The sequence below is a fragment of the Dyadobacter sp. 3J3 genome, assembly GCF_009801115.1.
Classification (GTDB): domain Bacteria; phylum Bacteroidota; class Bacteroidia; order Cytophagales; family Spirosomataceae; genus Dyadobacter.
Map to the genome: position 1 here is coordinate 29,469 of NZ_VTOL01000004.1, position 23,626 is coordinate 53,094.

Here is a 23,626-nt window from a genome sequence, read left to right on the forward strand (position 1 = left end):
ATTTCAAAATTGTTCAACTATAAAACTTCTTAAGCCGGATCATTTCTTCTACCGGTTCCGAAACCATATAACGGATTGATTTTCCACTTTTCAGGCAAGATCTCAAAAAGGTGGCAGAAATGTCGAGCAGGGGAGCCTGAACAAATTTTACGGCCGGGTGATCTTTAAATTTGTGTGGTTGGGAATTCGGGCGCGGATATACGTATAGACCTACATATTCCAGTATTTTATCGTGGTTTTTCCAGTTTGGAAATTGTGCGAGATTGTCTTCACCCATAATCAGCTTGAATTCGTGCTGCGGATATTTTTCCTGCATTCTGATCAGCGTATCAATGGTAAAGCTGGGCTTTGGCATATGAAACTCAATATCAGTAACTTTCAATAATGAATTATCGGCCACAGCTCGCGATACCAGATCAAAGCGATCAAATTCGTGCAGCAAACTGCTATTTTTTTTAAAAGGATTTTGAGGACTTACCACAAACCAGACCTGTTCCAGATCGGTACCCGTTGCCATGGTATTGGCAATTATTAAATGACCAATATGGATTGGGTTAAAGGATCCGAAAAACAGACCAATCTTCATAAAATTTTAAAAATTTGGGCTGATAGAGGAGAAATACCTGAAGAGGTTTCGAAAATAAATTTCATGACAAAAATGACAAAATACTGACAAATATATGACATTGATTATTTTCAGGCAGTAATAAATTTTTCAATAAGATTTTCGGCTTCCTGCAAAGCATCTTCTAGATTATCGTTAATCACCACGGTATCAAACTCATGTTCGAAACTTAACTCATAACGAACTTTTGCAAGGCGCGTAGCCAAGGTTTTTTCTGTTTCAGTCCCACGTCCACCTAATCGGCGTTCGATTTCCTCTTCGGATGAAACTTTCACAAAAACCGCAAGAGCATTTTTTTTGTAAGCTTCCTTTAATTTCAGTCCACCTTTAACATCAACATCAAAAACAACATGCTTTCCCTCATTCCAAAGTCTTTGAATTTCAGCTTTTAATGTTCCGTAATAGTTTCCTGCATATACTTCTTCCCATTCAGCAAATTCCTGATTTGCAATCCTTTGTCTGAAATCGTCAATGGATAGAAAGTAATAGTCTTTCCCGTCCACTTCATATTCACGGCGGTTACGCGTACAAGCCGAAACCGAAAACGCTAATTGCGAGGAATATTTATTTAAAAGATGCCGGACTATGGTTGTCTTCCCAGAACCTGATGGGGCAGAAAATATGATAAGCTTACCTTTCACGCGGACCCGACTAACTGTTTACTTTGGACAAAATGGTATCCATAATACTCTGAGGACAAGGTTTTTTCACAAGTTTGAGACTTAGTGATTCCTTTATGCATTTTTCAAGGCGGTAAGCCTCGATACAAGGAAGGCATTTATCCATGTTTTCCCTGAAATGGTCTTTCTCTGCTTCGGTAGCTTCGTCATCAAGAATCGACTGAATGATTTTCATGCATTCAGCATGATGCTCGCAGCTGTGCTTCATGGTTTGTTTTTGCGCTTCTTCTGTAACAGAAGGCGTATGGGAAGATGCATTCATCACAAATTATGCTGGTAAGTTGATTTTTGGAATATATATGTACGACTGTAACCTATAACTCCATAATGCATAAAAAAAGTTTCATGGGTTATGAATCATAACCCATTGAACTAGCGTAACTTTTTAGTTTTTCTTTCAAAAGGTTACGCGCACGGTGCAATCTTGACCGGACGGTACCGATTGGAATGTCCAGGATTTTGGCCATTTCCTCATAAGTAAAACCTTCAATATCACATAAAATAATCACTGTCCGGAAGTCAACAGGCAGTGCATTCAATGCATTGGCAACTTCGTCGCCAATAAGCTCCTGAACGGCATCGGCGCGAAGGTCAACCGTGTAGGTAGTATCCGACGCTTCTTCCGAATTGTATGTTGTTTCAACTTCCTGGTAATCTACTTTGGACGGCTCCTTACTTTTTTTACGATAATCGTTAATAAAGCTGTTTTTGAGGATACGGAAAAGCCATGCTTTGGCATTTGTACCTTGCTCAAAAGAAGAAATGAACCGGAAAGCTTTCAGGTATGTATCTTGCACCAGGTCGTTTGCATCGTCTTCGTCCATGGTTAGGCGGAAGGCGAAGTTATACATGGAGTCTATGTGTGGCATGAATTCACGGTTGAAAACCTCATAGCGGAGGTCGTCTGTGTATTCATTAGTGGTGATCGATTCTGACATAGCAACTGACATAGGAATGCTGAATTTACAAAGATTATCAACAGCTCCAAATCGTACAAAGCAAATTTTGATGAACGGCGATTCTAACTTCCTGAACTGCCATTATTTCGGGATGCACATTTTTTTCGCTGAAAGGACTTTTACCTGACATTAATGATCTCGAAAAAAGACGGGACCATCGTTAATTCATGTATCAACATCAAATTTCGAGCCAGGTATGGAGGGTAGGTCAAATTGTCATGTTACCTTCTTGAAAAAAGTTCCAAGAGTACAATCATTATTAGTGTAAACAAGGCACTGGCGGCAATTCGGATCAATGTATGCAATATCATACCAAAATTATTCATTTCCATTAAAAAAAGCATGGCGTGGTGAATTAAAATTAAGGGAAGAATATAAGCCAAAAAGGCGCCGATTCCCTGACTTCGTATTCCAATATCGGTTCGTTCTGCACCCTTTGATTCCATTTGATACTGGATAAGAAAGGGGCGGAGGTAAGCGATGAGGACAGTGGCTGCTGCATGCATTCCGAAAGTATTGGAAAAAATATCAACCGTAAATCCAATAGCAAATCCAATCAACAGCAGATACATTCTGCTGATTTCTGCTGGCAAAATCAGAATGCCGGCAATGTAAACAAAACAAAAGGCATAATTAAACAACACCATATTGCGCATGAAAAAGATCTGCAGCAGCAGGTAAAGCATGACCATTAAGGAATATTGTATTGCCTGGCGTAAACTCATTGACGGTCTCCTATGCGTTGTTTTAATTTTTCCTGTTCTCCAAGCTGCTTATTTTTTACTACATATACGAAAGACAGATTTCTAAAGTCTGTTGCAAGATCGAGGCTTATATTGTAAAAAGTCTGATCGGGATGAACGGTAACAGATTTTACTTTTCCAACCATGATACCCGGCGGAAAAACAGAATTCATATTGGAAGTTACGGCGGAATCTCCTTTGTAAACTTTGGTATAACGTGAAACGTCTACCAGATCAAGGATATTGGGATCTTTTCCTGGCCATTTGGCGGTACCGATTTCCTTGCTGCGGACCAGCTTCGAGGAAACCATAAACTGGGAATGCAAAATGGAAGTGATAATAGAATAATTTGCGGAACAAAAGCGAACCTTTCCAACAACACCAGTTGCTGAAATTACACCCATATCAGGCTGAATTCCATCCTTAGTGCCTTTATCGATCGTAATGTAATTGTTGGTCCGGTTGATTTCATTATCAACTACTTTCGCAACCGTATAGGTGAATCTTGAATTGAAAGCAGAATCCGGAACGTAACCAAGAGGTGCGTCTTTTGCATTTTTCTGGCTTAAAGAAGCTACCAGCGCATTAAGCCGGGCATTTTCAGCGGCCAGATCCTCATTTACTTCATCGAGATGTGTATATTTCTCTGCCGAGCTTGAAAGAGCAAGCGTTTTGGCGACGTAGTAATTGGACGTATTGAAATATGTGGCACCCCAATACGAATTACTGCGCACAATTAACCATCCGCTGAAAACTTCCAGCAAGATAAATACCAAAAAGAAACGATTCCGGGCAACGAAATCTACTAACTGAAGCATGGGCTAATATATTCACACGCAACGTGTCAGCTGAAATTTCAACTGACACGTTGTGAACGATCCTATACTACGAAATCAAAACAGGTTTGTACAATTCCAGATTTTTAAGGACCTCACCGGTACCTTTTACCACCGCCTTTAACGGATCATCTGCAATGTGCACGGGTAATTTGGTTTTTTGCGAGATACGTCTGTCCAAACCGTGGATCAAAGCGCCACCACCCGTCAGCCAGATACCATTTTTGAAAATATCTGCTGAAAGTTCAGGAGGGGAAATTTCCAGCGCTTTCATCACGCCTTCTTCGATTTTAGATATTGATTTATCTAACGAATAAGCGATTTCGCTGTAAGTAACACGAATTTCTTTTGGAATACCGGTCATCAAATCACGTCCGCGAACCTGGTAATCTTCCAAAGCATTTTCAAGTTCGGGAGAAGCAGATCCAATCGCCATTTTGATTAATTCAGCAGAACGCTCACCAATCAAAAGATTGTGTTCACGACGCATATAATCAACGATATCTCTTGTAAAAACATCACCGGCAATACGTACAGATTGTTCACAAACGATACCAGAAAGTGCGATAACCGCAATTTCGGTTGTACCACCGCCAATATCAACGATCATCACACCGTTTGGCTGTGTAATATCGATTCCAATACCAATAGCGGCAGCAATCGGTTCGTGAACCATGTACACTTCCTTGGCACCTGCGTGCTCACATGAATCTTTTACAGCACGTTTTTCAACTTCGGTAATTCCTGATGGTATGCAAACCACCATTCTGTGGGAAGGTGTGAAGAAACGGCTTCCGGTATCAATCATCTTGATCATACCACGGATCATCATTTCCGCAGCGGTAAAGTCGGCTATTACACCATCTTTTAGAGGACGAATGGTCTTAATATTTTCATTCGTCTTTTCGTGCATTTGCATAGCTGTGTGCCCGATCGCTAACACTTTGCCTGTGGTTTTATCCATGGCGATAATCGATGGCTCATCAACAACTACTGTATCTTTATGGATGATAAGAGTATTTGCCGTACCCAAATCTATCGCGATATCACTCGTCAAAAAATCAAACAATCCCATATATATTTTTAAAATTTTCGCTCACTTTGATTTCAGGTGTGCAAAATTACAGATTATTACCCACAAACAAAGGCATTTAACAAATTTCACCCGGGGTATGTTTTTTAGCCTGTATACGAGTGTGTTTTAGGCTTGTAGAATAGAATTTATAAATCCTGTGTACATTTGTTTTTAATATGGGAATCAAAGCACTTTTGAGCCATCCTTTGGCTAAATATATTGTTGAAGAACAACAGAACTGGATCGCCAGAAGCACCGAAGTGCAGGAAGAATGGCGTGCAAAACTGGTTGTAAAAGCCATGAATACGCAGTTCGGAAAGGATCATTTCTTTAAAGATATTCATACCTATGAAGAGTTTAAAGAAGCAGTTCCGGTTCGTGATTATGAGGATTTGAAGGGATATATCACGCACCTTAAAGCGGGAGAACCTGACATTCTCTGGCCTGGGAAACCGCTTTATTTTGCCAAAACATCAGGTACGACATCCGGTACAAAATATATTCCTATTACAAAAGAATCGATTCCAAATCATATCAATTCTGCCAGAAACGCCATTTTAAGTTATATCGCAGAAACCGGGAAAGCTGAATTTCTGGATAATAAACTGATTTTTCTTTCAGGAAGTCCGGTGATGACAGAAACTGGAGGCGTGCTTACGGGCCGTTTGTCGGGTATATCAAATCATCATGTTCCTGCCTATCTACGGGCAAATCAGTTACCAAGTTACGAGACCAATTGCATCGAAGACTGGGAAACAAAACTGGACAAAATCATTGATGAAACCATAGACCAGCCGATGTCGCTGATCTCGGGAATTCCTCCCTGGGTCCAGATGTATTTTGACCGGATTATTGACAGAACCGGAAAGAAGATCAAAGACGTTTTTCCTGACTTTTCGCTCTTTATTTATGGCGGTGTAAACTTTGAGCCGTATCGTGCAAAACTTTACGAATCCATTGGAAAAAGAATCGATTCGATCGAATTGTATCCGGCCTCCGAAGGTTTCTTCGCCTATCAGGATTCTCAAAAGGAAGAAGGGTTGCTTTTGCTGTTAAATTCAGGAATATTTTTCGAATTTATTCCGGTTGAAAACTTTTTTGATGAACAGCCGAAAAGGCTTTCAATTAAAGAGGTTGAAACTGGCAAAAATTATGCGGTTGTAGTAAGTAGTAATGCAGGCCTTTGGGGTTATTCCATTGGAGATACCATAAAATTTGTTTCAACGGATCCATACCGGATTTTGGTAACGGGAAGAATCAAACATTTTATTTCTGCGTTTGGGGAACATGTGATTGGCGAAGAGATAGAAAAAGCACTTCGCTATGCCATGGAACGTCATCCGGAAGTGGAAGTGGTTGAATTTACTGTTGCGCCTATGGTGACGCCAAATCAGGGAAGTTTGCCATATCACGAATGGTTTGTGGAATTTGCAACGATGCCGGTTAACATGGAACAATTTGTAAGCGATCTTGACCGTAGGCTTACTGAATTAAATGTGTATTATGATGATTTGATTAAAGGAAGTATTTTGCGTCAGTTGGTGATGACTCCGTTGCGTAAAAATTCCTTTATTGATTATATGAGAGCCAGCGGAAAATTGGGCGGGCAAAATAAAGTACCCAGACTTTCCAACGACCGGAACATTGCGGATGCGTTGACGAAAATTAATTCGTTGTAAGTCTTTATTAAAGAAATCATGTCAAAAAAAAGAATAGCCATTTTAGGCTCCACAGGTTCTATCGGGACGCAGACTCTGGATGTTATTGAAGCCTATCCTGAAATTTTTTCTGTGGAAGTACTCACAGCTCAGAACAATGCTGATCTGCTGATTGAACAGGCCGTAAAGTTTTTGCCAAAAGTGGTGGTAATAGGCAACGAGTCATTTTATGACAAAGTGTCTGCCGCACTTTCTTCCTTTTCAATAAAAGTATACGGTGGAAATTCAGCTTTGGTTTCCGTTGTAGAATCTGATTCTATCGATATCGTATTAACTGCAATGGTGGGTTATGCTGGATTACTGCCGACAATTCATGCCATAAAAGCAGGCAAAAATATCGCTCTGGCAAATAAAGAAACACTGGTTGTTGCGGGAGAATTAATTACCAATCTTGCCAAAGAAAATAATGTCAGTATTTACCCGGTGGATTCCGAGCATTCTGCGATTTTCCAATGTTTGACGGGAGAAGAAAATAATCCGGTTGAAAAAATAATCCTGACAGCATCTGGCGGGCCATTTAGAGGAAAAGACAGTGCTTTTTTGGCATCCGTTACCAAACAACAGGCGCTCAAACATCCTAATTGGAGTATGGGAGCAAAGATCACGATTGATTCCGCTACGCTGATGAACAAAGGCCTGGAAGTAATCGAAGCCAAGTGGTTATTCGACCTTGCTGCCAGTCAGATCGATGTGATCGTTCATCCGCAAAGCATTATTCATTCGATGGTCCAGTTTGAAGATGGAAGCATCAAAGCGCAAATGGGGTTACCTGATATGAAATTGCCCATTCAATATGCGCTACACTATCCATATCGGTTAAAATCTTCTTTTCCAAGATTTGATTTTGCAGCGTATCCGGCGCTAACATTTGAAAAACCGGATCTTGAAACTTTCCGGAACCTTGCGATTGCTTATCAGGCTTTGGAAAAAAGAGGAAATGCTGCATGTATTGTGAATGCAGCCAATGAAATTGCAGTGGAAGCGTTTCTTCAGGACAGGATTGGATTTCTGGAAATTTCGGATGTGATCATCGAAAGCATTGCTAAAATTGCCTATGTTGAAAATCCGACCTATCTTGACTACGTGAATACCAATGAAGCTACAAGGCGCTTTGCTTTGGAAATGATACAAGTAAAAGTATAGATGAAAGGAATTTTTTTGAAATATATATCCGTTGCTCTAGCCAGTACGCTTAAATTTTTTGGAGGCCCAATTACCGGCGTTATCTTAAACCTGACCTGGATTGAAACCGCACTTTGTTCAATTGCCGGGATGATGTTCAGCGTTTTGGTTGTGACGTACGTAGGAAAAGGTATTCAGGCACTTTTGAAAAAGCACAGAAAAGGTGAGCCAAAAAGATTTAGTAAAACAAACCGCATGGCGGTACGGATCTGGAAGAAATTCGGGATCATCGGCATCGCACTTTTGACGCCGCCGCTTTTTACACCCATTTTTGGGACTGCGCTAGCCGTAGCTTTCCGTGTTCCAAGAACTTCTATTTTTCTTTATATGACATTAAGTGCGCTGGGCTGGGGATTTTTTATTTCCTACATCGCGCATAAAATGACGTTTATTCAGGAATGGATAAAATAAAAAAGCGTACAAAAATGCACGCTTTCTAAAAATGATTTCATGTTGAAATTATCTGCTAACTTCTTTTTTCGGAGCTACTGACTTTTTCATGTAATCACCGCGGGAGAAAAACTTCTCGATGAAGCAATACATCAAAATAAAGAAATAACGACTTCCCATTTCTTTGATCTTCAATTTCGACTCGCCATATTTCCTGTTTGTCCAGCTATTGGGAACGACCGCGTAATTGTAACCACGAACGATCGCCTTCAAAGGAAGCTCAATCGTAAGGTTGAAATGCGGGGCAAGGAAAGGTTTAATACCTTCAATAGTTTCTCTTTTGTATAATTTGAAAGCATTGGTTGTATCGTTGTATTTGATACCCATGATCATGCGAACGATGAAATTTGCCACACGGTTGATCACTTTTTTCAATGCCGGATAGTCAATTACTTTCCCGCCTTTTTCCCAACGGGAACCGAAAACGCAGTCATAATCGCCTTCCAGCATTTTGTTGTAATATTTCACAAGATCCTCAGGATCATCGGATAAATCGGCCATAAATACTGCCACGCAATCTCCCGAAAAACGTTCGAGACCATAACGTACAGCATATCCAAAACCATTCGGTCCCAGATTAGTCTGGTAAACGAGCGTTGGAATTTCCAGGGAAAGCTCATCCAAAACACGGACGGTTCCGTCTTTTGAATTATCATTCGTCACAAAAATTTCGTGTGGAATATTGTACTTCTTCAAGGTTTGGTAAAGTGACCTTAAAGTATCAGTGATTGATTCTTCTTCGTTATATGCTGGTATTACAACACTTAGCTTCATCTATATCAGGATTGGAAAACAGTACAAATTAAAGAGTATTATATTGAACTGCCAATTTTTTCTAGTTTTCGTAGTTGTTCATGATAGTTAGCCACGGTTTTGATAATGGTAGCATCGTACTTTTTATCAAGCCAAATGTTCACGTTTTCAAACATTTCTTTTCGGTTTATCAAAAACCATATATTCACATTGGAGTGTACATTACTGAGGCCTGCGCTGTGTTTTCTATACACACCCATAACCTCCGGCAAGTATCCAATTTTTCCTTTTGCAGCCAATTGGATACTTAATGCCCAGTCGCCTGCGGCCGCAAGTGCATGCCAGGGAGCAAAATCATCTATCAGGAAATAATTCCTGTACATCCAGCTCGCTGTGGCCATAAACCATCGATCCTGAAGAATATCATCAATTGTAGAAACAAGGGGCTGTGAAGCTTTATTAAAGGTATTGCTGGGAGATCCATCTTCATAAGTAACCAGCATGTTGTGATGACAAATGGCAAAATCCGGATGCGAATCCAGAAAATCAACCTGTTTTTGGAGTTTGTGAGGATCCGTCCAGTAGTCATCCCCTTCGCACATCGCAACATATTCACCTTTGCAGGCTTTCAGCAATTGCAGCACATTATTTCTTCCTGCAAATTCGCGCGGAGTGGCAGGTCCCTGATTTTCTTTATGCAGATAAGCCCTGATTATTTCAGGATATTGTTCGGCATATTTTTGAATTATCTGCTGGGAATTGTCTGTGGAAGCATCATCACCAATTACAATTTCATACTCAAAATCAGTTTCCTGCATGAGAGCTCCTTTCAGCATCTGCTCAATATACGCTTCGTGATTGAACGTTGGGACACAAACGGAAACTTTTAGCATAGTCATTCAAAATAATTGTTCAATGACTTGACTGACGAATCCGATACGGCAAAAGGGCCACAAAACTGTAAACACTCATCATCCATTTTGGAAGAATATAATCACGCGTTATTTCCTTACATTCAGTTAAATCAGCACTTTTGAGAAAAAGATAATTTGCAGCCAGACCAGCTTTTCTAAAATAGCTTCCTGACATTTGCCTGGCGTCCAGCAGCATACGATAATATCTCGCAATGTTTTTTCGCAGAGATTTATCAAACTGATGATTCGTTTCTTCATTAATACCTTTGTACATCATAATCCGGTTACGCAAAAAACGTACGTCGCGGTAATGATCTTTAAAGCTGGCGCCGCCTTTATTTTTTCTGTAAACCGACATCACGCCCGGAATATATCCGATCGGTCCATTTTTTGCCAGAATCACATAACGTGGAATATCGCCGCTGGTTGATTTTAAAAACCATTCGGGATAATTCATTAAATGATTTTTGAACATCACAGCCGAAGTCGCCATGAACCATATCTCATCCTCTCCGATGAGGTCTTCCATTTCGATTTTTGTCTTCTGATTAGGCGGATTCACCTCGACGGAAGGAGAACCGTCTTCAAACGTAATAAGCGCGTTATGGAAACAGGCAGAATAATCAGGATGGGAATCCATAAAATCTACCTGTTTTTGAAGTTTGGTAACGTCAGTCCAGTAATCATCACCATCCAAAGGAGCAATGTATTGTCCGTCAGCAAGTTTAAGCGTTTCAATTGTATTAAAAAGACCATTCTGCCCAAGATTTTTGGAATGCAGAACGGCCTTTACTTTTCCGGGATACCGGTTTTGATAATCTAAAATAATATCTCTCGCTCCATCCGTTGAGAAATCGTCGCCTACAAGTATTTCGTAATCAAAATTTGTCGTTTGATTCAAAGCACTTTCTATCGTTTTACCAATAAAAGCGGCCTGGTTGAACGTAAGTATAACAACACTTACCTTATTCATAATTTTTAACTGTCAATGGATTAGCTGATATTCTTCACGTTTCGTCACAAAAATGGTAGAGCCATTACTTTCTCAGCTAAACACGTGCTGTAATTGCTGCACGGTTGGGAAATCGGGCGTCACCAATTCTTTTTCCGGGGCATAAATGTAAGCCATCGGATATCCGCGTTCAACAAAAGTTGGTTCGTCAAGATTGTTATACCGCAACTGAACCGACCAGCGTATGTTATTCGTGATATTATTTCCCGACTGGTGTACCAGAAACGCAGAAAATATCAGAATATCACCCACTGAAAATTCGGTCTGAACAAAATCTTCATCTTTAATTCCAGCTGTAATTCCACCTTGATAACCAGAAGTATTGGATTCTTTCAAACCCGTTTTGTGGCTGCCGGGAATAACCTGCAAAGCGCCAATATCGGCACCCGCGTCAACCATAGGAAACCAGATCACCGTGCTATCCAAAGATCCCTGGCCTGTACGCCAATCCTGATGCGCATCCAGTTTCCAGTGTTTGCTGCCATCTTTTGACAAAAAACGACTGTTGAACTGCATCGCAGGACGAGCTCCGATAATTGGATTAGAAACACCAACCTGCTTTAATAAAGCCTCAATTTGAGGATCAACACCAAGTCTGTGCAAAGAAAATGAATGCTGAACCGTTTTTCCTGTATTGACAAATGCGGTGAAATCCTTTTCGAAAAATTCAAACATTGCATTTTCAAAGGCATCCTTGTCATCAATGTCAACCGATTTTCCGGTTACTCTTTTTATCTGGGCAGCAAAGATTTTGCGTGCCTCGGTATAAATGGAATTGATTAAATCTTTATCTAGAAAATTACGAAGGATTACAAAGCCGTCGTTATTAAATTGCTGCTGAAGTGTGCTCATTTTTGTTATTGATTTTCGATTTATAAAATGAAAAACAAATTGTCTATTTGATAAATAAATTGATGCAACTACCTGATATTGAGGTATTTTAATTTATTTTTTATATCAATTTGTTATTGGCAAATTTATAATTCTTTTGGTAGTCAAATAATGACTTTGGTTATTCTTTTTTATGACCAGGAAAATTAATCTTCCCAAACAGCATAGGCAAATCCTGCGGCACCAAAACCATTACCATTATAAAGCAAATATTTCTTACCGTTATGCTCGTAATAGTTGGCGTAGTTGATCATCTGATAATCGAAATCTTCCGGATTTTCAGATTTTGCTATACCTACTAAATTGTCTTTGCGTTCCCAGGTTTCTCCATCCGTTGATTCTGCGTACCCTAAACGATAACTTTGGTTTCGGTCTGTACGATAATCCGTTGAATTTCGGTAAGAATAGTACATTTTGTAAATGTCATTTTCTTTAAAAACACTAGGACGCCCCACAGCGTGTAAGAAATCGTCAAAATCAAGGGTCGGAATATCACTGATATCCCAATGAATCCCATCTTTCGAAGTTGCAGACTGACCACGATAAAATGGTTCAGGATAACCGTGGATATATTCGCACTTATGTCCTGAAATGTACCACATTCTCCAGGTACCATCATCTTCACGAATTACCGAAGGTTGCGCAGCCCAGATCGGATTCTGAATGCTGCGATCCATAATCGGGCCTTTGAACATTTTCTCAAAAGTTAACCCGCCATCTTTACTTACTGCAAGTCCCATTGACAAACGGTAAGAATTCCAGGTTCTGTTCCAGCCGGTGTAATAAAGCCAGATGTCGCCATTTGGCATATCAACAAACCAGGCAGGCATTGCGCCTGTTTCATCGTATTCTCCCGGACCGCCTAATTCAAGGACAGGTTTGTCGTGGACATAAAGGATCTTGGTAGGATCCTCATAATCTACGTCGATGAAGGTCGGTCTGGATTGACCGCTTGCATCACGGGATGAAAAATAAACGCGTAAAAAATCTTTATGCTTGTAAGCGAACGGAACCTGTGCATGCGAAAGACTGTGCGGCAAAGTTCCATCCGGCTTGTATACTACTCCTTTTTTAACCCACATATTTTTATTGATTTCAAAGTCTGCCTTTCGGCAAATTATTTACAACAAACAGATTTGCTGTAAAATCAAATGCTAAAACTCCTGTTAAGCTTCCGCTTTGTCAGCGCGCAAACGCCAGTTATCCACGAAATCTTTTCCAGGAATCGGAAGATCGATATCAACTTCCGGAGCTTTTGCTGTAACCGTGTATTCCATTACATAAAAAGCATTCCCGAAAACATAGTGCAATTTGAAATTTTCAACATTAGCAGGAACATCTTCAATCGGTACCTCGGCACGAAAAAGAGGATTTGCTTTCAATAAAGTAGCATAAGTCGGTGTATTCCGTAACCACGGCGCAACACTTTCATCACCCACCACAACTTTTCCACCCGGACGGACAACGCGGGTCAATTCATCAAATGCTCTTTTTCTTTCAGAGAAGGTATTGATACCCCCAAAGTGAAAAACAGCGTCAAAAGTATCGTCGGCAAATGGCAAATAAGAACCATTTCCTAAAAAATAATGAACATTAACATCCTCAGTAGAAAGTTTTTCCTGAGCGAGTTTCAGCATATTTGGAGATAAATCTGACAAAACAGCAGTTCCGCCTGGTTTTACTTTTTCCAAAATCAAAGCAGAGTCTTTTCCGGTTCCCGCGCCAACTTCCAGCGCCTTCATACCTGGTTTCAAATCCATTAAATCAATAAAAAAGCGGCGTGTCGCTGCTTCATCGGAGTGATTTAAAGTTTCGAAAACCCAGGAAACACCTTTGTCATAACGAAGGAATGCCTGATCGTAAAGATATTGTTCGTGTGCGTCGCCTGGTAGTAACTCCTTAGGATAAAGCATGTTGACAATTCCTGTGTCGCCTACTTCATATATTGTACCATCTTCACTGGTAAGCGTTTTGCCATCTGCGGCGATTGTTAATGGACTGCCGGTAAGCGGACAAACCAACGCTTTTAGAAAATCCTGATGCGTCATTACGTTTTTGCTATATTGATGTGTTAAGCCAAAATTACTTTTTTTTCTTAGAAGTACTTTAAAATTAGGCATTGTTGTTACTAAAAGGACTATATAAATCTTCTGGTTTTTATCAATCCTTCGTTTTCCGCATTCTGCCCGATTCTATTTCTTCGTACCTTTGCGGGGCTTATAGCCGAATAATAATTAGTTTAGGTAAGCTCTCAGTATTCATTTTCTCTTTGTACATATGTTTGACCTGCAACAAAAAATAAAGTCACTCGCGAAGGAACAAGCGTCGAGCGTTATTGCCAATCGCCGACATTTACATACCAATCCTGAATTATCGTTTGAAGAATTTAAAACGGCCCAGTTTGTCGCTGAAGAACTTAGGGCATTGGGACTAACGCCTCAGGAAGGCATTGCAGGAACCGGACTCGTTGCTTTGATTGAAGGACAAAATCCGGGTAAAAAGGTCGTTGGTTTGCGTGCTGATATGGACGCTCTGCCGATTGTTGAGGCAAATGACGTCCCTTACAAATCGTTGGTTCCAGGCGTAATGCACGCTTGCGGACATGATGTTCATACGGCTTCTTTATTGGGTACAGCGCGAATTTTAAATCAGATAAAAGATCAGTTTGAAGGAACGATAAAACTTGTTTTTCAACCTGCTGAGGAAAAAGCACCTGGCGGAGCGTCTTTGATGATTAAAGAAGGTGTATTGGAAAACCCAAGACCGATAAGTATGATGGGCCAGCACGTAGCACCGAATATTCCGGTTGGCAAAATTGGTTTCCGTGAAGGAATGTACATGGCCAGCACGGATGAATTATATGTAACTGTAATCGGAAAAGGCGGGCATGCAGCGGCTCCTGATCAGTTGATCGATCCTATTTTAATCGCCTCACACATTGTTGTGGCTTTGCAGCAAATCATCAGCCGGTATAGAAAACCTTCCAATCCTGCTGTTTTGTCCTTCGGTCGCTTCATTGCGGACGGTGTTACGAATGTAATTCCAAACGAAGTCACTTTACAGGGAACCTGGCGTTGTATGGATGAGCAATGGCGTGAAGATGGATTGAAAAAAATGAAAAAAATGGCGGAGGGTATGGCAGAAGCCATGGGTGGAAGCTGTATTTTTGAAATCGTAAAAGGGTATCCATTTTTGAAAAATCATCCGGAATTAACCCGGCGGGTAAGAACTGCGGCAACAACATACATGGGTGCCGAAAACGTGGTAGATCTCGACCTGTGGATGGCAGGAGAAGATTTCGCATTTTATTCCCAGGTTGTCGATTCTTGTTTTTACAGATTGGGTACGCGTAATGAAGCCAAAGGAATTATTTCCGGCGTGCATACCCCAACCTTCGATGTAGACGAAACATCCCTTGAAATAGCACCCGGACTAATGAGCTGGCTGGCTATCTCTGAACTTGCTTGTTAGCAGGGATATATGTTTTAAAATAACTAGCGATTTTTAGGTTAAGTACGCCCAGAATGGCTTCCTTAAAAATCCCGCGTGACATTTTAGAGGCTCCTTTTGTCCGGTCAGTAAAGATAATTGGAACCTCTACAATGTCAAATCCGAACTTCCAGGAGTTAAATTTCATCTCGATCTGAAAAGCATAACCTATAAACCTTATCTTGTCAAGATCAATTGTTTCCAAAACTTTTCGCGTATAGCATATAAAGCCTGCAGTAGGATCCATGATTGGCATTCCGGTAATTGTCCGCACATAATATCCTGCAAAATAGGACATCAAAACACGATTGATAGGCCAGTTTACAACATTTACACCCGTAATATATCGTGATCCAATGGCGGCATCATGACCCTGTACTGCACAAGCTTCATGCAAACGAAGTAAATCTTCCGGCGGGTGAGAAAAATCCGCGTCCATTTCAAAAATGTAATCGTAGCCCTTTTCCAGTGCCCATTTGAAGCCATGGATGTAGGCCGTTCCTAAACCAAGTTTTCCTTTGCGTTCAACCAGATGAAGAGATTCTCTATATTCTTTCTGCAATTCCTTCACCGCCGCACCAGTTTGATCAGGTGAGCCATCGTCAATAATTAATACATCGAAAGGTTTTGAAAGGCTGAAAACCTTTCGGATAATCGCTTCAATATTTTCAATTTCGTTGTAGGTAGGGATTACTACAATGCTTTGGTTCACTGGTAATTAGTTTATAGTTAAAAAAATGTTTACCGCTATACTTCAAGGCTTTATATTTTTGGTCTTTTCGCGCTGCTCAATTTGCTTCGCTACATTTGCATAAATACGCGTCATATATTGTGGGTGTGTCATATAAAAAGAATAACTGTTTCTATATACAAGCGTATCCACTTTATATTTTTTCCAGACCCCCTGTTTCAATTGATCAAATATAAGGATTGACGAATCCAGAGACTTTAATTGCAAGCGCGTCACACGGGATTCTGCTATATGAATATCGGTTAAAATATCCGCCATTTTTTCCTCAGAAAGAGTACCATCTGGCGGCGTTTCTTCCTTATTACAAGCCGCTAAAATGATTGAGATACTTCCGATCAGCATCAAACTGAATGAGAAATTAATAATCCGTCGCGTCATAATTCCCAAAATACCTATCTTTGTTTAGCTGCAATAAGTTGCAAAGGTGGTAATTTTTTCGGAAAACACATGTTTGAACTGTTTTTGGGGAAACTCCGAAAGTACGAAATACGGATGCGAAAAGCGGTTACGAGTGAGAGACATGGAAACTTTCATTCCGTTTTTAAAGGCTCCGGACTTGAATATGACGATCTCCGTCTGTATCAGTATGGTGACGATGTGCGCGCTATTGACTGGAATACGTCGGCAAAAGGTCATGGGACTTTTATAAAAATTTTCAAGGAAGATAAAGAGCAAACGGCATTTTTTATGCTGGATGTAAGTGCTTCTCAACGTGTTGGAGAGGTAAATAAATTAAAAATTGATATTGCCAAAGAAATCTGTGGCGTATTGACTTTATCCGCTATCCAGGAAGCTAGCAGGGTTGGTTTACTTTGTTTTTCAGATAAAAATGAAAGATATATCCGCCCATCTGATGGGATGAAACACGGGTATGGTTTACTTTCGGAACTTTATAAACTGATACCGGAATCTACAAAAACCAGTATTTCGGAGGCCATATTGGTAGCATTAAATTTATTGAAAAGAAGAAGCCTTATCTTTCTGATTTCAGATTTTATTGATACCAATTACCAGCACAATCTGAAAGCACTGGCTAGAAAGCATGATCTGATCGTTATTCATTTGTACGATCTCCGGGAGACTAGTTTGCCAAGGCTTGGAATTATACCGCTTTATGATGCGGAAAAACAAAAAACAACCTGGGTCAATACTTCATCGAACCAGTACCGTGAAGATATGGCAAATCGTTTTCAAAGCAGAAGTGCTGAACTGGAAAAACTTTGTCACCAAAACCGTGCTGATTATATTTCAATAAATACTCAGGAGGATTATGTACCGGCACTGATCCGCCTTTTCAAAGTCAGACGTTATGCAAAAGGCGGAATGGCTTCATCTTAAATTGAATCTTGGCTCAGCTTAAAACCTAAAAATTTTGTTTTCCCTTTTTACCCAAAGTATCAGATTTTATTTTTTGCGAACAATTTTTTTGTTTTGCGTGATCGGTTTGGGAAATATATTTTCAGGAAATGTTTCGGGGCAATCCCTGCCAAAAGGAAAATTCCTGTCCGATAGTATTGAAGTAGGAAAGCCCTTTTTTTACGCGCTTAGTTTCAAACACGCACCCAAAACAGAAGTTTTCTTTCCGGATACAACCTATAATTTTTCCACATTTGAAGTTCTTTCAAAAAAAAATTTCACTTCAAGTACAGACCAGAAGGGAAGTCTTGACAGCGCGGTTTATCAATTGGTGACTTTTAATATAACACCGGAACAAACACTTAAAATACCGGTTTTTATTTTTAATGGGAAGGATTGTACTGCTGTATTTACAACAACAGATTCTATTTTTTTACGGAAAAGCAATTTTAGAGGGATAACGGATACGACTTCGCTGAAACCTGAAATTGGTTTGCTGCCGCTGAGCCACGAATTTAATTTTTCGATATTTATCGGTTTCCTGACGCTGGCAATAGGTGTCGCTGGAAGTGTATACTGGCTTTTTGGAAGTGATATTTACAAACAATGGCAATTGTTCAAGCTGCAGCGCAGGCATATGGAATACAACCGGTCGTATAACCGTTTGCTAAAAAATGCCAGAGAGCACAATGATATCAAGGATGCGGAAAAAGCAATTATTGTATGGAAGAACTATCTTGAAAGATTGGAGAAAAAACCGTTTGCAACGTACACCACAAGGGAAATTATGGATAATATGCCCGACGAAGGACTCGCGGTTGCTTTAAAAAATATGGACGGGATTATTTATGGACAAGGAAAGTCCAAGGAAATGGATAAATCGCTGGAAGTATTAAAAATGGGAGCGATGCGTCTCTATCGAAATAAGCGCAGGGAGATTCTGGAAAATAATACACCTTCTGAGATCTGATTATGGAACAATGGTTTTCGCTGAAGTGGTTTACGCTGGATATGCTCAGGTCTTATGAATGGGTTTATCCATACTTTTTGTATGCGCTTCCGGCTATCCCGTTTTTATTTTGGTTGAGAAGTGCGTTTCACCGGAAACACCGTCAGCGGCTTATAATTACTTACAACAAGGAGCGGTCGAGAATGGATTGGCTGACACTTTTACGGTTTTTTCAACCGATTTGTATTGCGCTGGCGCTTGCATTAATATTTATCGCGCTGGCACGTCCGCAAATTGTTTCAGAAAGAACAGACCAGTTTTCCGAGGGCATTGATATTATGCTTTTGATTGATATTTCAGATTCTATGCTGGAAAAAGATCTTAGTCCAAATCGGTTGGAAGCGGCCAAAAAAGTGGCTTGCCAATTTATCCAGGGACGTTTACAAGATCGTATCGGACTTATAATTTTCGCAGGAGAAGCCGTTTCACTTTGCCCGCTTACTACGGATTATGAGTTATTATATGGTTTTCTGGACGAAATTGAGCCTACTATGATCCCAACGGCAGGAACGGCTATTGGCAGTGCACTGGCTGTTGCCGTAAACCGTATGCGTGAAACCTCGGGTGAAAGTAAAGTAGCGATTTTAATTAGTGACGGAGATAATACTTCCGGAAATCTCGGCCCGACAACCGCAGCGCAATTAGCAAAGGCTTTTGGCGTTCGGGTTTATAGTATTTCTGTTGGGAAAACCAGGAAGCTGATAAAAGCATCGGATAGTTTAAATGTATCAAATGCAGTTGTGGATGAAAGTGAATTACAAAAAATTGCAGATTTAGGGAATGGGAAATATTTCAGGGCTACGGATAATACGACGCTGGGATCTGTTTTTAAACAAATAAATCAAATTGAAAAAGTAAAATCCCGGAACGTGGTTTCCCGTGATGTGCGTGATTATTACCGTGTGTATCTCTATTGGGCCATTACGCTGCTCTTGATTGCTTTAAGCACAAAGAGTACCTTTATGGCTAATATTCTTGAAGACTAATGTTAAAATCTTATTACAACAAAGACGTCCGTGAAGCAGGATTGGATGAAGTGGGACGCGGTTGTCTGGCCGGACCGGTGGTTGCTGCGGCGGTAATTCTGCCCCTGGATTATACCCACGAATTTCTTAACGATTCAAAGCAGCTTACTAAATTTCAGCGTGAAATTCTGCAAAAAGAGATTATGCGGGAAGCCATCGCATGGGCCGTTGCAGAAGTTGATAATTTTGAAATTGACAGAATCAATATCCTGAAAGCCAGTTTTTTAGCAATGCATCTTGCAGTGGATAAGCTGCATACAAAACCGGAACATTTGCTGGTGGATGGAAACAGGTTCACGCCTTATCCAATGATTCCGCATACTTGTATCATCAAAGGTGACGCTCATTACTTATCTATTGCTGCCGCGTCTGTTCTGGCCAAAACGTATCGTGATAATTTGATGAGTGAACTGGCACTGCAGCACCCGCATTATGGTTGGGAAACGAATGTTGGCTACCCAACAATCCATCACAGAAATGCGATCCGTTTGCATGGAACATCATCTTATCACCGAATGACTTTCCGGCTATTAAAGGAAGAAATAGAAATAGAAGAAAAAAATTCCGAAGCTTAAACTTTCGGTTTTTTGTAAAGAGGAACCGTGCTGCAAGGTTCGCCAAACATCAGACTTTGTGCAACAGGTTTCAGCAGATTTGTAATTTCAACATAAGCAGAAATAGGTACAGGAAGTTTGCTGCATCCTTTGATCACTACTTTTTTACCGCGAAATTCTTCTGCGTCAATTTTATCAATTGCATCCGCGAAAAGTTTGTCTTCCAAAGCATTTAAATCTCCGAAAACAACTTCGTTTGCATAAGGTTGAAGTTGAATCGCCAAAAGCATATAAGCCCAGGTTGGTACAATCGCATCTTCTGAACAAATAATCGCTACATTTTTACCGGTATATTGAGACCAATCATTGGCTTTCAAAAACTCACGAAAATCTTTTTCGCGAAGGATCATTCCCATATACAGATTATCCTTCAGATCGTAAATTACCCTTTCGCCGGGATGAAAAAGTTCTTCAAGATCAAACGATACAATACCACTGGTGGCTACACGGTTAACAATTTCTTCGGTTTCCATAAATTTTACTGTGTTTGAAAGAATAACACAAATGGTGGAAAGTTTGTTTTCAACAACGAAATAAAAATGGAAAGTTGACTAAACCGCAGGCGAAACTTTGCGGGAAGGAGGCGCCATAAAATCTTTCAGATAATAAGGCTCAAAAGTCACAATATCCTCAAATTCACCTTTTTCAAAAGCCTTAATTCCTAACAAGCCAACCGTTTTGGCTGATGGACGAATTTCAGTAGAAATGAAAAATGCATTGGGGTTTTGTTCAAATAAAGGTTTGCATTTGGCCGCGCCATCGCCGAAAAAAACTATTTTATTCGATTCGAGAATATTTCCAAATGAATTTTCTTCCAAAATAACAGCTTTGGTAGGTTCAACAATGTCAAGATTTGAATCAAAAACAGAGGCATAAACTTCCATGCGCCGTGCATCGATCATCGGACAAAAAAGAAAATTGTCGGTGAAAAACGGTTTTACCTGAAGAGCCATGGCTTCCAGTGTATTAATAGCAATTAAAGGTTTGTCAATAGCATAACACAATCCTTTCGCTGTGGAAACCCCTACGCGCAATCCCGTATAGGATCCTGGGCCTTTTGCGATCACAACAGCATCCAGATCCTGTAATTTGTAGGCGGAATGTTCAACCGTGCTGCTGATCAAAGTAGTCAGCATAGCAGAAGACGACCGGTCGGTATATAATTCATAATCAGCCAACAAGCCGGCATCATTATGTAGCGCCACGGAACAACCGCGCGTTGAAGTATCGATACTAAGTAAAAGCATGAATTTTTGACAGTTGTTAACAATGCACATATCGCACTATCATTAACCAAATTATTAAAATCAACCCAGAGCTAACGCCTAATCGCTTATAGCCAACAGCTATTTTTTCGTTCCCTTTAAAATTTCGTGGTAACGGGCGTTGTCTTTAAAAAGCTTGATCGCTTCTTTTACTTCCGGATCATCGTTGAAAGAAGCCTCGCGCATTCCCTTTTCCAAATAATAATGTTTCAGGATTTCCTCTTCCATGATCGTTTTAATCTCCGTTTTAGAAATCTGTAAATCATTATCCTTGGTATGCGCCAGTTTTGATCTCAGGCCTTTTAATTGATCCTGAATTACATCAATCGATTTTTCCTTTTTGGCAGAAGCTTCAAGGTCATTCAGATCTCTTTCAACCTGCGTTGTATAGTCATATTCTTTGTTGCTGAGCCATTTTACAAAATCGCCGTATTCAGAATCTGTCAGGTGAAATTCTTTGGCAGGTTTGATGGTTTTATGCTCGAAATGATATTTCATCGCATAATCAAAGAACAAGCGATTTCTTGCCAGCGATAAGGCCAGAGGAGAATATGTTTCTTTTTCAGTAAGAATATCTGGCAAAATTCCACCTCCATCATAAACAACCCGGCCATTCCGTGTTTTAAACGCGGTCATTAATGAGTCTGGAAGTTTTCCTACGCTGCCATCTTCATTGCGATGTGCGTAATCAATTGCCTGGATACAGCGGCCGCTTGGAATATAGTATTTTGCGGTAGTAATCTTCATTTTAGTATTGTAAGAAAGATCACGCGTAGTTTGCACCAATCCTTTTCCATACGTTCTTTGACCTATTAAAACACCCCGGTCATAATCCTGAATTACGCCGGAAACAATTTCTGCGGCTGATGCGCTGCGGCCATTTGTCAAAACCGCGATAGGAATTTCGATATCCAAAGCTGGATTATAGGCCGTGTAGGCTTTATTCCACTCTTTTACTTTGCCTTTTGTCGTAACAACTTCTTCCCCTTTTGGAATAAAAATATTGGAGATTTCTATCGCCATATTTAATAATCCACCCGGATTGTCACGAAGATCCAGAACGAGATGTTTCATTCCTTTTCCCTTCAATTCCAGAAAAGCAGTTTTCACTTCCCTGGAAGCAGTTGCGGTAAAATCTTTAAGATCAATATACCCAACATCTTCACTGATCATTCCATAGTAAGGTACATTGGTAACCTTCACAATATCACGATTGATTGTAACTTCAATCGGTTTTGGAATTCCGTAGCGCTGGATTGTCAGCGTTACACTCGTTTGGGTTTGTCCTTTTAATAATTTTCCAGTATCAAAATCTTCACGGGTCGAAAGATCAATACCATTGATTTTGGTGATTTCGTCTCCCAGCTGAAGACCGGCTTTTTGAGCAGGTGTATCTTCATAAACCATCATGACCGTATGTTTCCCATCCGCAGAATTAACCATGGCGCCTATACCATTGTATTTTCCGGTTGTCATCGTCATATAATCTTCAATATCATCCTCAGCATAATAAACGGTATACGGATCCAGCGATCTCAACATACCGTCGATACTTGTCTTAATTAGCTGGTTTGGATTGATCTCATCGACATAATATGCATTCAGCTCTTTGAAAAGCGTCGCATAAATATCCAGATTACGTGCAATTTCAAACAAACGGTCGTCTTGCTTAAAAGACACAAATGCCAGTCCGGCTACAACCGGGGTGGCAATAAGAAGGGAACGAAGATATTTTTTCATCGATTGTCTAGGATCATTGACCTTGATTTTTCCGGAGCGCCGGAGGCAATTTCAACAAACGGTTAAGCGATTGTTTCGTGGCCGTTTCAATAACGTCAAAAGTTGAAATTTCTTTCGCAATATACAAAAAAGCAATGTACGAAGGCCTGGATTCGGCAGGAAGAGAAAGTAAAGAAGCTTTGTTAAGGCGATACGCTTCCCGGCAGCGCCTTTTTACCTGGTTTCGGTCGACAGCTTTTTTAAATTGCCGCTTTGAAACAGAAAAAAGAAGTTGGGGAAATGGGGGAGGCGTGGTATCGTACATATACAATACACGAAAAGGAAAGAGGTAGAACGTATGTACATCCGCACTACCCCTCTTAAAAAGCCTTCCAATTAATGTCGGGCTGCACAAACGCTCATTTTTACCAAATGTTTGTTTCAAGTTCTCGTAGAAAAAAACGTGTATTAAGTTTGAGAATTAATCGAACTTAATACACGATTAAAGACAAAAAGTCTCTGATTTGGTATTACCAATGAGGTAATGCCCTACTCAAACT

The 23,626-nt window shown here is 40.3% G+C and carries 27 protein-coding genes; 8 read left to right on the forward strand and 19 right to left on the reverse strand.

Going from position 1 to position 23,626, the window contains the following annotated elements:
• Positions 1-13: 13 nt before the first annotated feature.
• From nadD to FZF08_RS09635, 7 genes are all read right to left on the reverse strand, one after another.
• Positions 14-586 (reverse strand): nicotinate (nicotinamide) nucleotide adenylyltransferase, encoded by a 573-nt coding sequence (nadD, locus tag FZF08_RS09605; RefSeq protein ID WP_159468437.1) that lies wholly within the window; start codon positions 584-586, stop codon positions 14-16.
• Positions 587-696: 110 nt separating this feature from the next.
• A complete protein-coding gene (gmk, locus tag FZF08_RS09610) occupies positions 697-1,266 on the reverse strand; it encodes a guanylate kinase (RefSeq protein ID WP_159468438.1) in 570 nt (189 codons plus the stop codon).
• Positions 1,267-1,276: 10 nt separating this feature from the next.
• On the reverse strand, positions 1,277-1,567 hold the full coding sequence (locus FZF08_RS09615; protein ID WP_137337959.1) for a phosphohydrolase: 291 nt from the start codon (positions 1,565-1,567) through the stop codon (positions 1,277-1,279).
• An 88-nt stretch (positions 1,568-1,655) separates the two neighbouring features.
• Positions 1,656-2,255, reverse strand: a complete 600-nt coding sequence (locus tag FZF08_RS09620; protein WP_159468439.1) for a sigma-70 family RNA polymerase sigma factor — start codon at positions 2,253-2,255, stop codon at positions 1,656-1,658.
• Between the two features lie 230 nt (positions 2,256-2,485).
• Positions 2,486-2,989: a hypothetical protein gene (locus tag FZF08_RS09625; RefSeq protein WP_159468440.1), complete on the reverse strand. Its 504-nt coding sequence runs from the start codon at positions 2,987-2,989 to the stop codon at positions 2,486-2,488.
• The gene (gene mreC / locus FZF08_RS09630) at positions 2,986-3,825 is read right to left on the reverse strand and encodes a rod shape-determining protein MreC (RefSeq protein WP_159468441.1); all 840 of its coding nucleotides are present in this window, start codon (positions 3,823-3,825) and stop codon (positions 2,986-2,988) included. Before mreC ends, FZF08_RS09625 begins: the two co-directional genes overlap by 4 nt.
• A 67-nt stretch (positions 3,826-3,892) precedes the next feature.
• Positions 3,893-4,918, reverse strand: coding sequence for a rod shape-determining protein (locus tag FZF08_RS09635; protein ID WP_137337963.1), 1,026 nt, complete (start codon positions 4,916-4,918; stop codon positions 3,893-3,895).
• A gap of 176 nt (positions 4,919-5,094) precedes the next feature.
• Between FZF08_RS09635 and FZF08_RS09640 the strand changes: the two genes are divergently transcribed.
• From FZF08_RS09640 to FZF08_RS09650, 3 genes are read left to right on the forward strand one after another with little or no spacing between them, the layout of a single operon-like run.
• Complete coding sequence (locus tag FZF08_RS09640; protein ID WP_159468442.1) at positions 5,095-6,597, forward strand: GH3 auxin-responsive promoter family protein; 1,503 nt, start codon at positions 5,095-5,097, stop codon at positions 6,595-6,597.
• A gap of 18 nt (positions 6,598-6,615) precedes the next feature.
• Complete coding sequence (locus FZF08_RS09645) at positions 6,616-7,779, forward strand: 1-deoxy-D-xylulose-5-phosphate reductoisomerase (protein ID WP_159468443.1); 1,164 nt, start codon at positions 6,616-6,618, stop codon at positions 7,777-7,779.
• Positions 7,780-8,229 carry a hypothetical protein gene (locus tag FZF08_RS09650; protein ID WP_159468444.1) on the forward strand — a complete coding sequence of 150 codons (450 nt, stop codon included), beginning with the start codon at positions 7,780-7,782 and terminating at the stop codon, positions 8,227-8,229.
• A gap of 48 nt (positions 8,230-8,277) precedes the next feature.
• Here the strand turns inward: FZF08_RS09650 and FZF08_RS09655 are convergent, their stop codons facing one another.
• From FZF08_RS09655 to FZF08_RS09680, 6 genes are all read right to left on the reverse strand, one after another.
• Entirely contained in the window at positions 8,278-9,042 is a 765-nt protein-coding gene (locus tag FZF08_RS09655; protein WP_159468445.1) for a glycosyltransferase family 2 protein, read from the reverse strand.
• A gap of 38 nt (positions 9,043-9,080) precedes the next feature.
• Entirely contained in the window at positions 9,081-9,914 is an 834-nt protein-coding gene (locus FZF08_RS09660; protein WP_159468979.1) for a glycosyltransferase, read from the reverse strand.
• 19 nt (positions 9,915-9,933) lie between these two features.
• On the reverse strand, positions 9,934-10,908 hold the full coding sequence (locus tag FZF08_RS09665) for a glycosyltransferase family 2 protein (RefSeq protein ID WP_159468446.1): 975 nt from the start codon (positions 10,906-10,908) through the stop codon (positions 9,934-9,936).
• 72 nt (positions 10,909-10,980) lie between these two features.
• Entirely contained in the window at positions 10,981-11,799 is an 819-nt protein-coding gene (locus tag FZF08_RS09670) for a phytanoyl-CoA dioxygenase family protein (RefSeq protein ID WP_159468447.1), read from the reverse strand.
• 185 nt (positions 11,800-11,984) lie between these two features.
• Positions 11,985-12,920, reverse strand: a complete 936-nt coding sequence (locus tag FZF08_RS09675; RefSeq protein ID WP_159468448.1) for a hypothetical protein — start codon at positions 12,918-12,920, stop codon at positions 11,985-11,987.
• A gap of 84 nt (positions 12,921-13,004) precedes the next feature.
• A complete protein-coding gene (locus tag FZF08_RS09680) occupies positions 13,005-13,958 on the reverse strand; it encodes a class I SAM-dependent methyltransferase (RefSeq protein ID WP_229216478.1) in 954 nt (317 codons plus the stop codon).
• A gap of 157 nt (positions 13,959-14,115) precedes the next feature.
• On the opposite strand from FZF08_RS09680, the gene FZF08_RS09685 reads away from it, so the two are divergent.
• Positions 14,116-15,309 carry a M20 family metallopeptidase gene (locus FZF08_RS09685; RefSeq protein WP_159468449.1) on the forward strand — a complete coding sequence of 398 codons (1,194 nt, stop codon included), beginning with the start codon at positions 14,116-14,118 and terminating at the stop codon, positions 15,307-15,309.
• On the opposite strand, the gene FZF08_RS09690 is transcribed toward FZF08_RS09685, so the two are convergent.
• Both FZF08_RS09690 and FZF08_RS09695 read right to left on the reverse strand, forming a co-directional pair.
• A complete protein-coding gene (locus FZF08_RS09690) occupies positions 15,287-16,039 on the reverse strand; it encodes a polyprenol monophosphomannose synthase (RefSeq protein WP_159468450.1) in 753 nt (250 codons plus the stop codon). The two genes, FZF08_RS09685 and FZF08_RS09690, sit on opposite strands and share 23 nt — an antisense overlap.
• Before the next feature lie 42 nt (positions 16,040-16,081).
• Positions 16,082-16,456: a DUF4296 domain-containing protein gene (locus FZF08_RS09695; protein WP_159468451.1), complete on the reverse strand. Its 375-nt coding sequence runs from the start codon at positions 16,454-16,456 to the stop codon at positions 16,082-16,084.
• Positions 16,457-16,525: 69 nt separating this feature from the next.
• On the opposite strand from FZF08_RS09695, the gene FZF08_RS09700 reads away from it, so the two are divergent.
• The 4 genes from FZF08_RS09700 to FZF08_RS09715 all read left to right on the forward strand — a co-directional run bounded on the left by FZF08_RS09700 (position 16,526) and on the right by FZF08_RS09715 (position 20,043).
• A complete protein-coding gene (locus FZF08_RS09700; protein WP_159468452.1) occupies positions 16,526-17,416 on the forward strand; it encodes a DUF58 domain-containing protein in 891 nt (296 codons plus the stop codon).
• 73 nt (positions 17,417-17,489) lie between these two features.
• Positions 17,490-18,404: a hypothetical protein gene (locus FZF08_RS09705; protein ID WP_229216479.1), complete on the forward strand. Its 915-nt coding sequence runs from the start codon at positions 17,490-17,492 to the stop codon at positions 18,402-18,404.
• Between the two features lie 2 nt (positions 18,405-18,406).
• Entirely contained in the window at positions 18,407-19,429 is a 1,023-nt protein-coding gene (locus FZF08_RS09710) for a VWA domain-containing protein (protein ID WP_159468453.1), read from the forward strand.
• On the forward strand, positions 19,429-20,043 hold the full coding sequence (locus tag FZF08_RS09715; protein WP_159468454.1) for a ribonuclease HII: 615 nt from the start codon (positions 19,429-19,431) through the stop codon (positions 20,041-20,043). The genes FZF08_RS09710 and FZF08_RS09715 overlap by 1 nt, the downstream gene beginning before the upstream one ends.
• Here the strand turns inward: FZF08_RS09715 and FZF08_RS09720 are convergent.
• The 4 genes from FZF08_RS09720 to FZF08_RS09735 form a co-directional block, all read right to left on the reverse strand.
• Positions 20,040-20,555, reverse strand: a complete 516-nt coding sequence (locus tag FZF08_RS09720; RefSeq protein ID WP_159468455.1) for a DUF2480 family protein — start codon at positions 20,553-20,555, stop codon at positions 20,040-20,042. The two genes, FZF08_RS09715 and FZF08_RS09720, sit on opposite strands and share 4 nt — an antisense overlap.
• Before the next feature lie 78 nt (positions 20,556-20,633).
• A complete protein-coding gene (gene tsaB / locus FZF08_RS09725; RefSeq protein ID WP_159468456.1) occupies positions 20,634-21,329 on the reverse strand; it encodes a tRNA (adenosine(37)-N6)-threonylcarbamoyltransferase complex dimerization subunit type 1 TsaB in 696 nt (231 codons plus the stop codon).
• A 99-nt stretch (positions 21,330-21,428) separates the two neighbouring features.
• Positions 21,429-23,087 carry a S41 family peptidase gene (locus FZF08_RS09730; RefSeq protein WP_159468457.1) on the reverse strand — a complete coding sequence of 553 codons (1,659 nt, stop codon included), beginning with the start codon at positions 23,085-23,087 and terminating at the stop codon, positions 21,429-21,431.
• Positions 23,088-23,100: 13 nt separating this feature from the next.
• Positions 23,101-23,511, reverse strand: a complete 411-nt coding sequence (locus FZF08_RS09735; protein ID WP_159468458.1) for a ribonuclease P protein component — start codon at positions 23,509-23,511, stop codon at positions 23,101-23,103.
• Positions 23,512-23,626 lie beyond the last annotated feature (115 nt).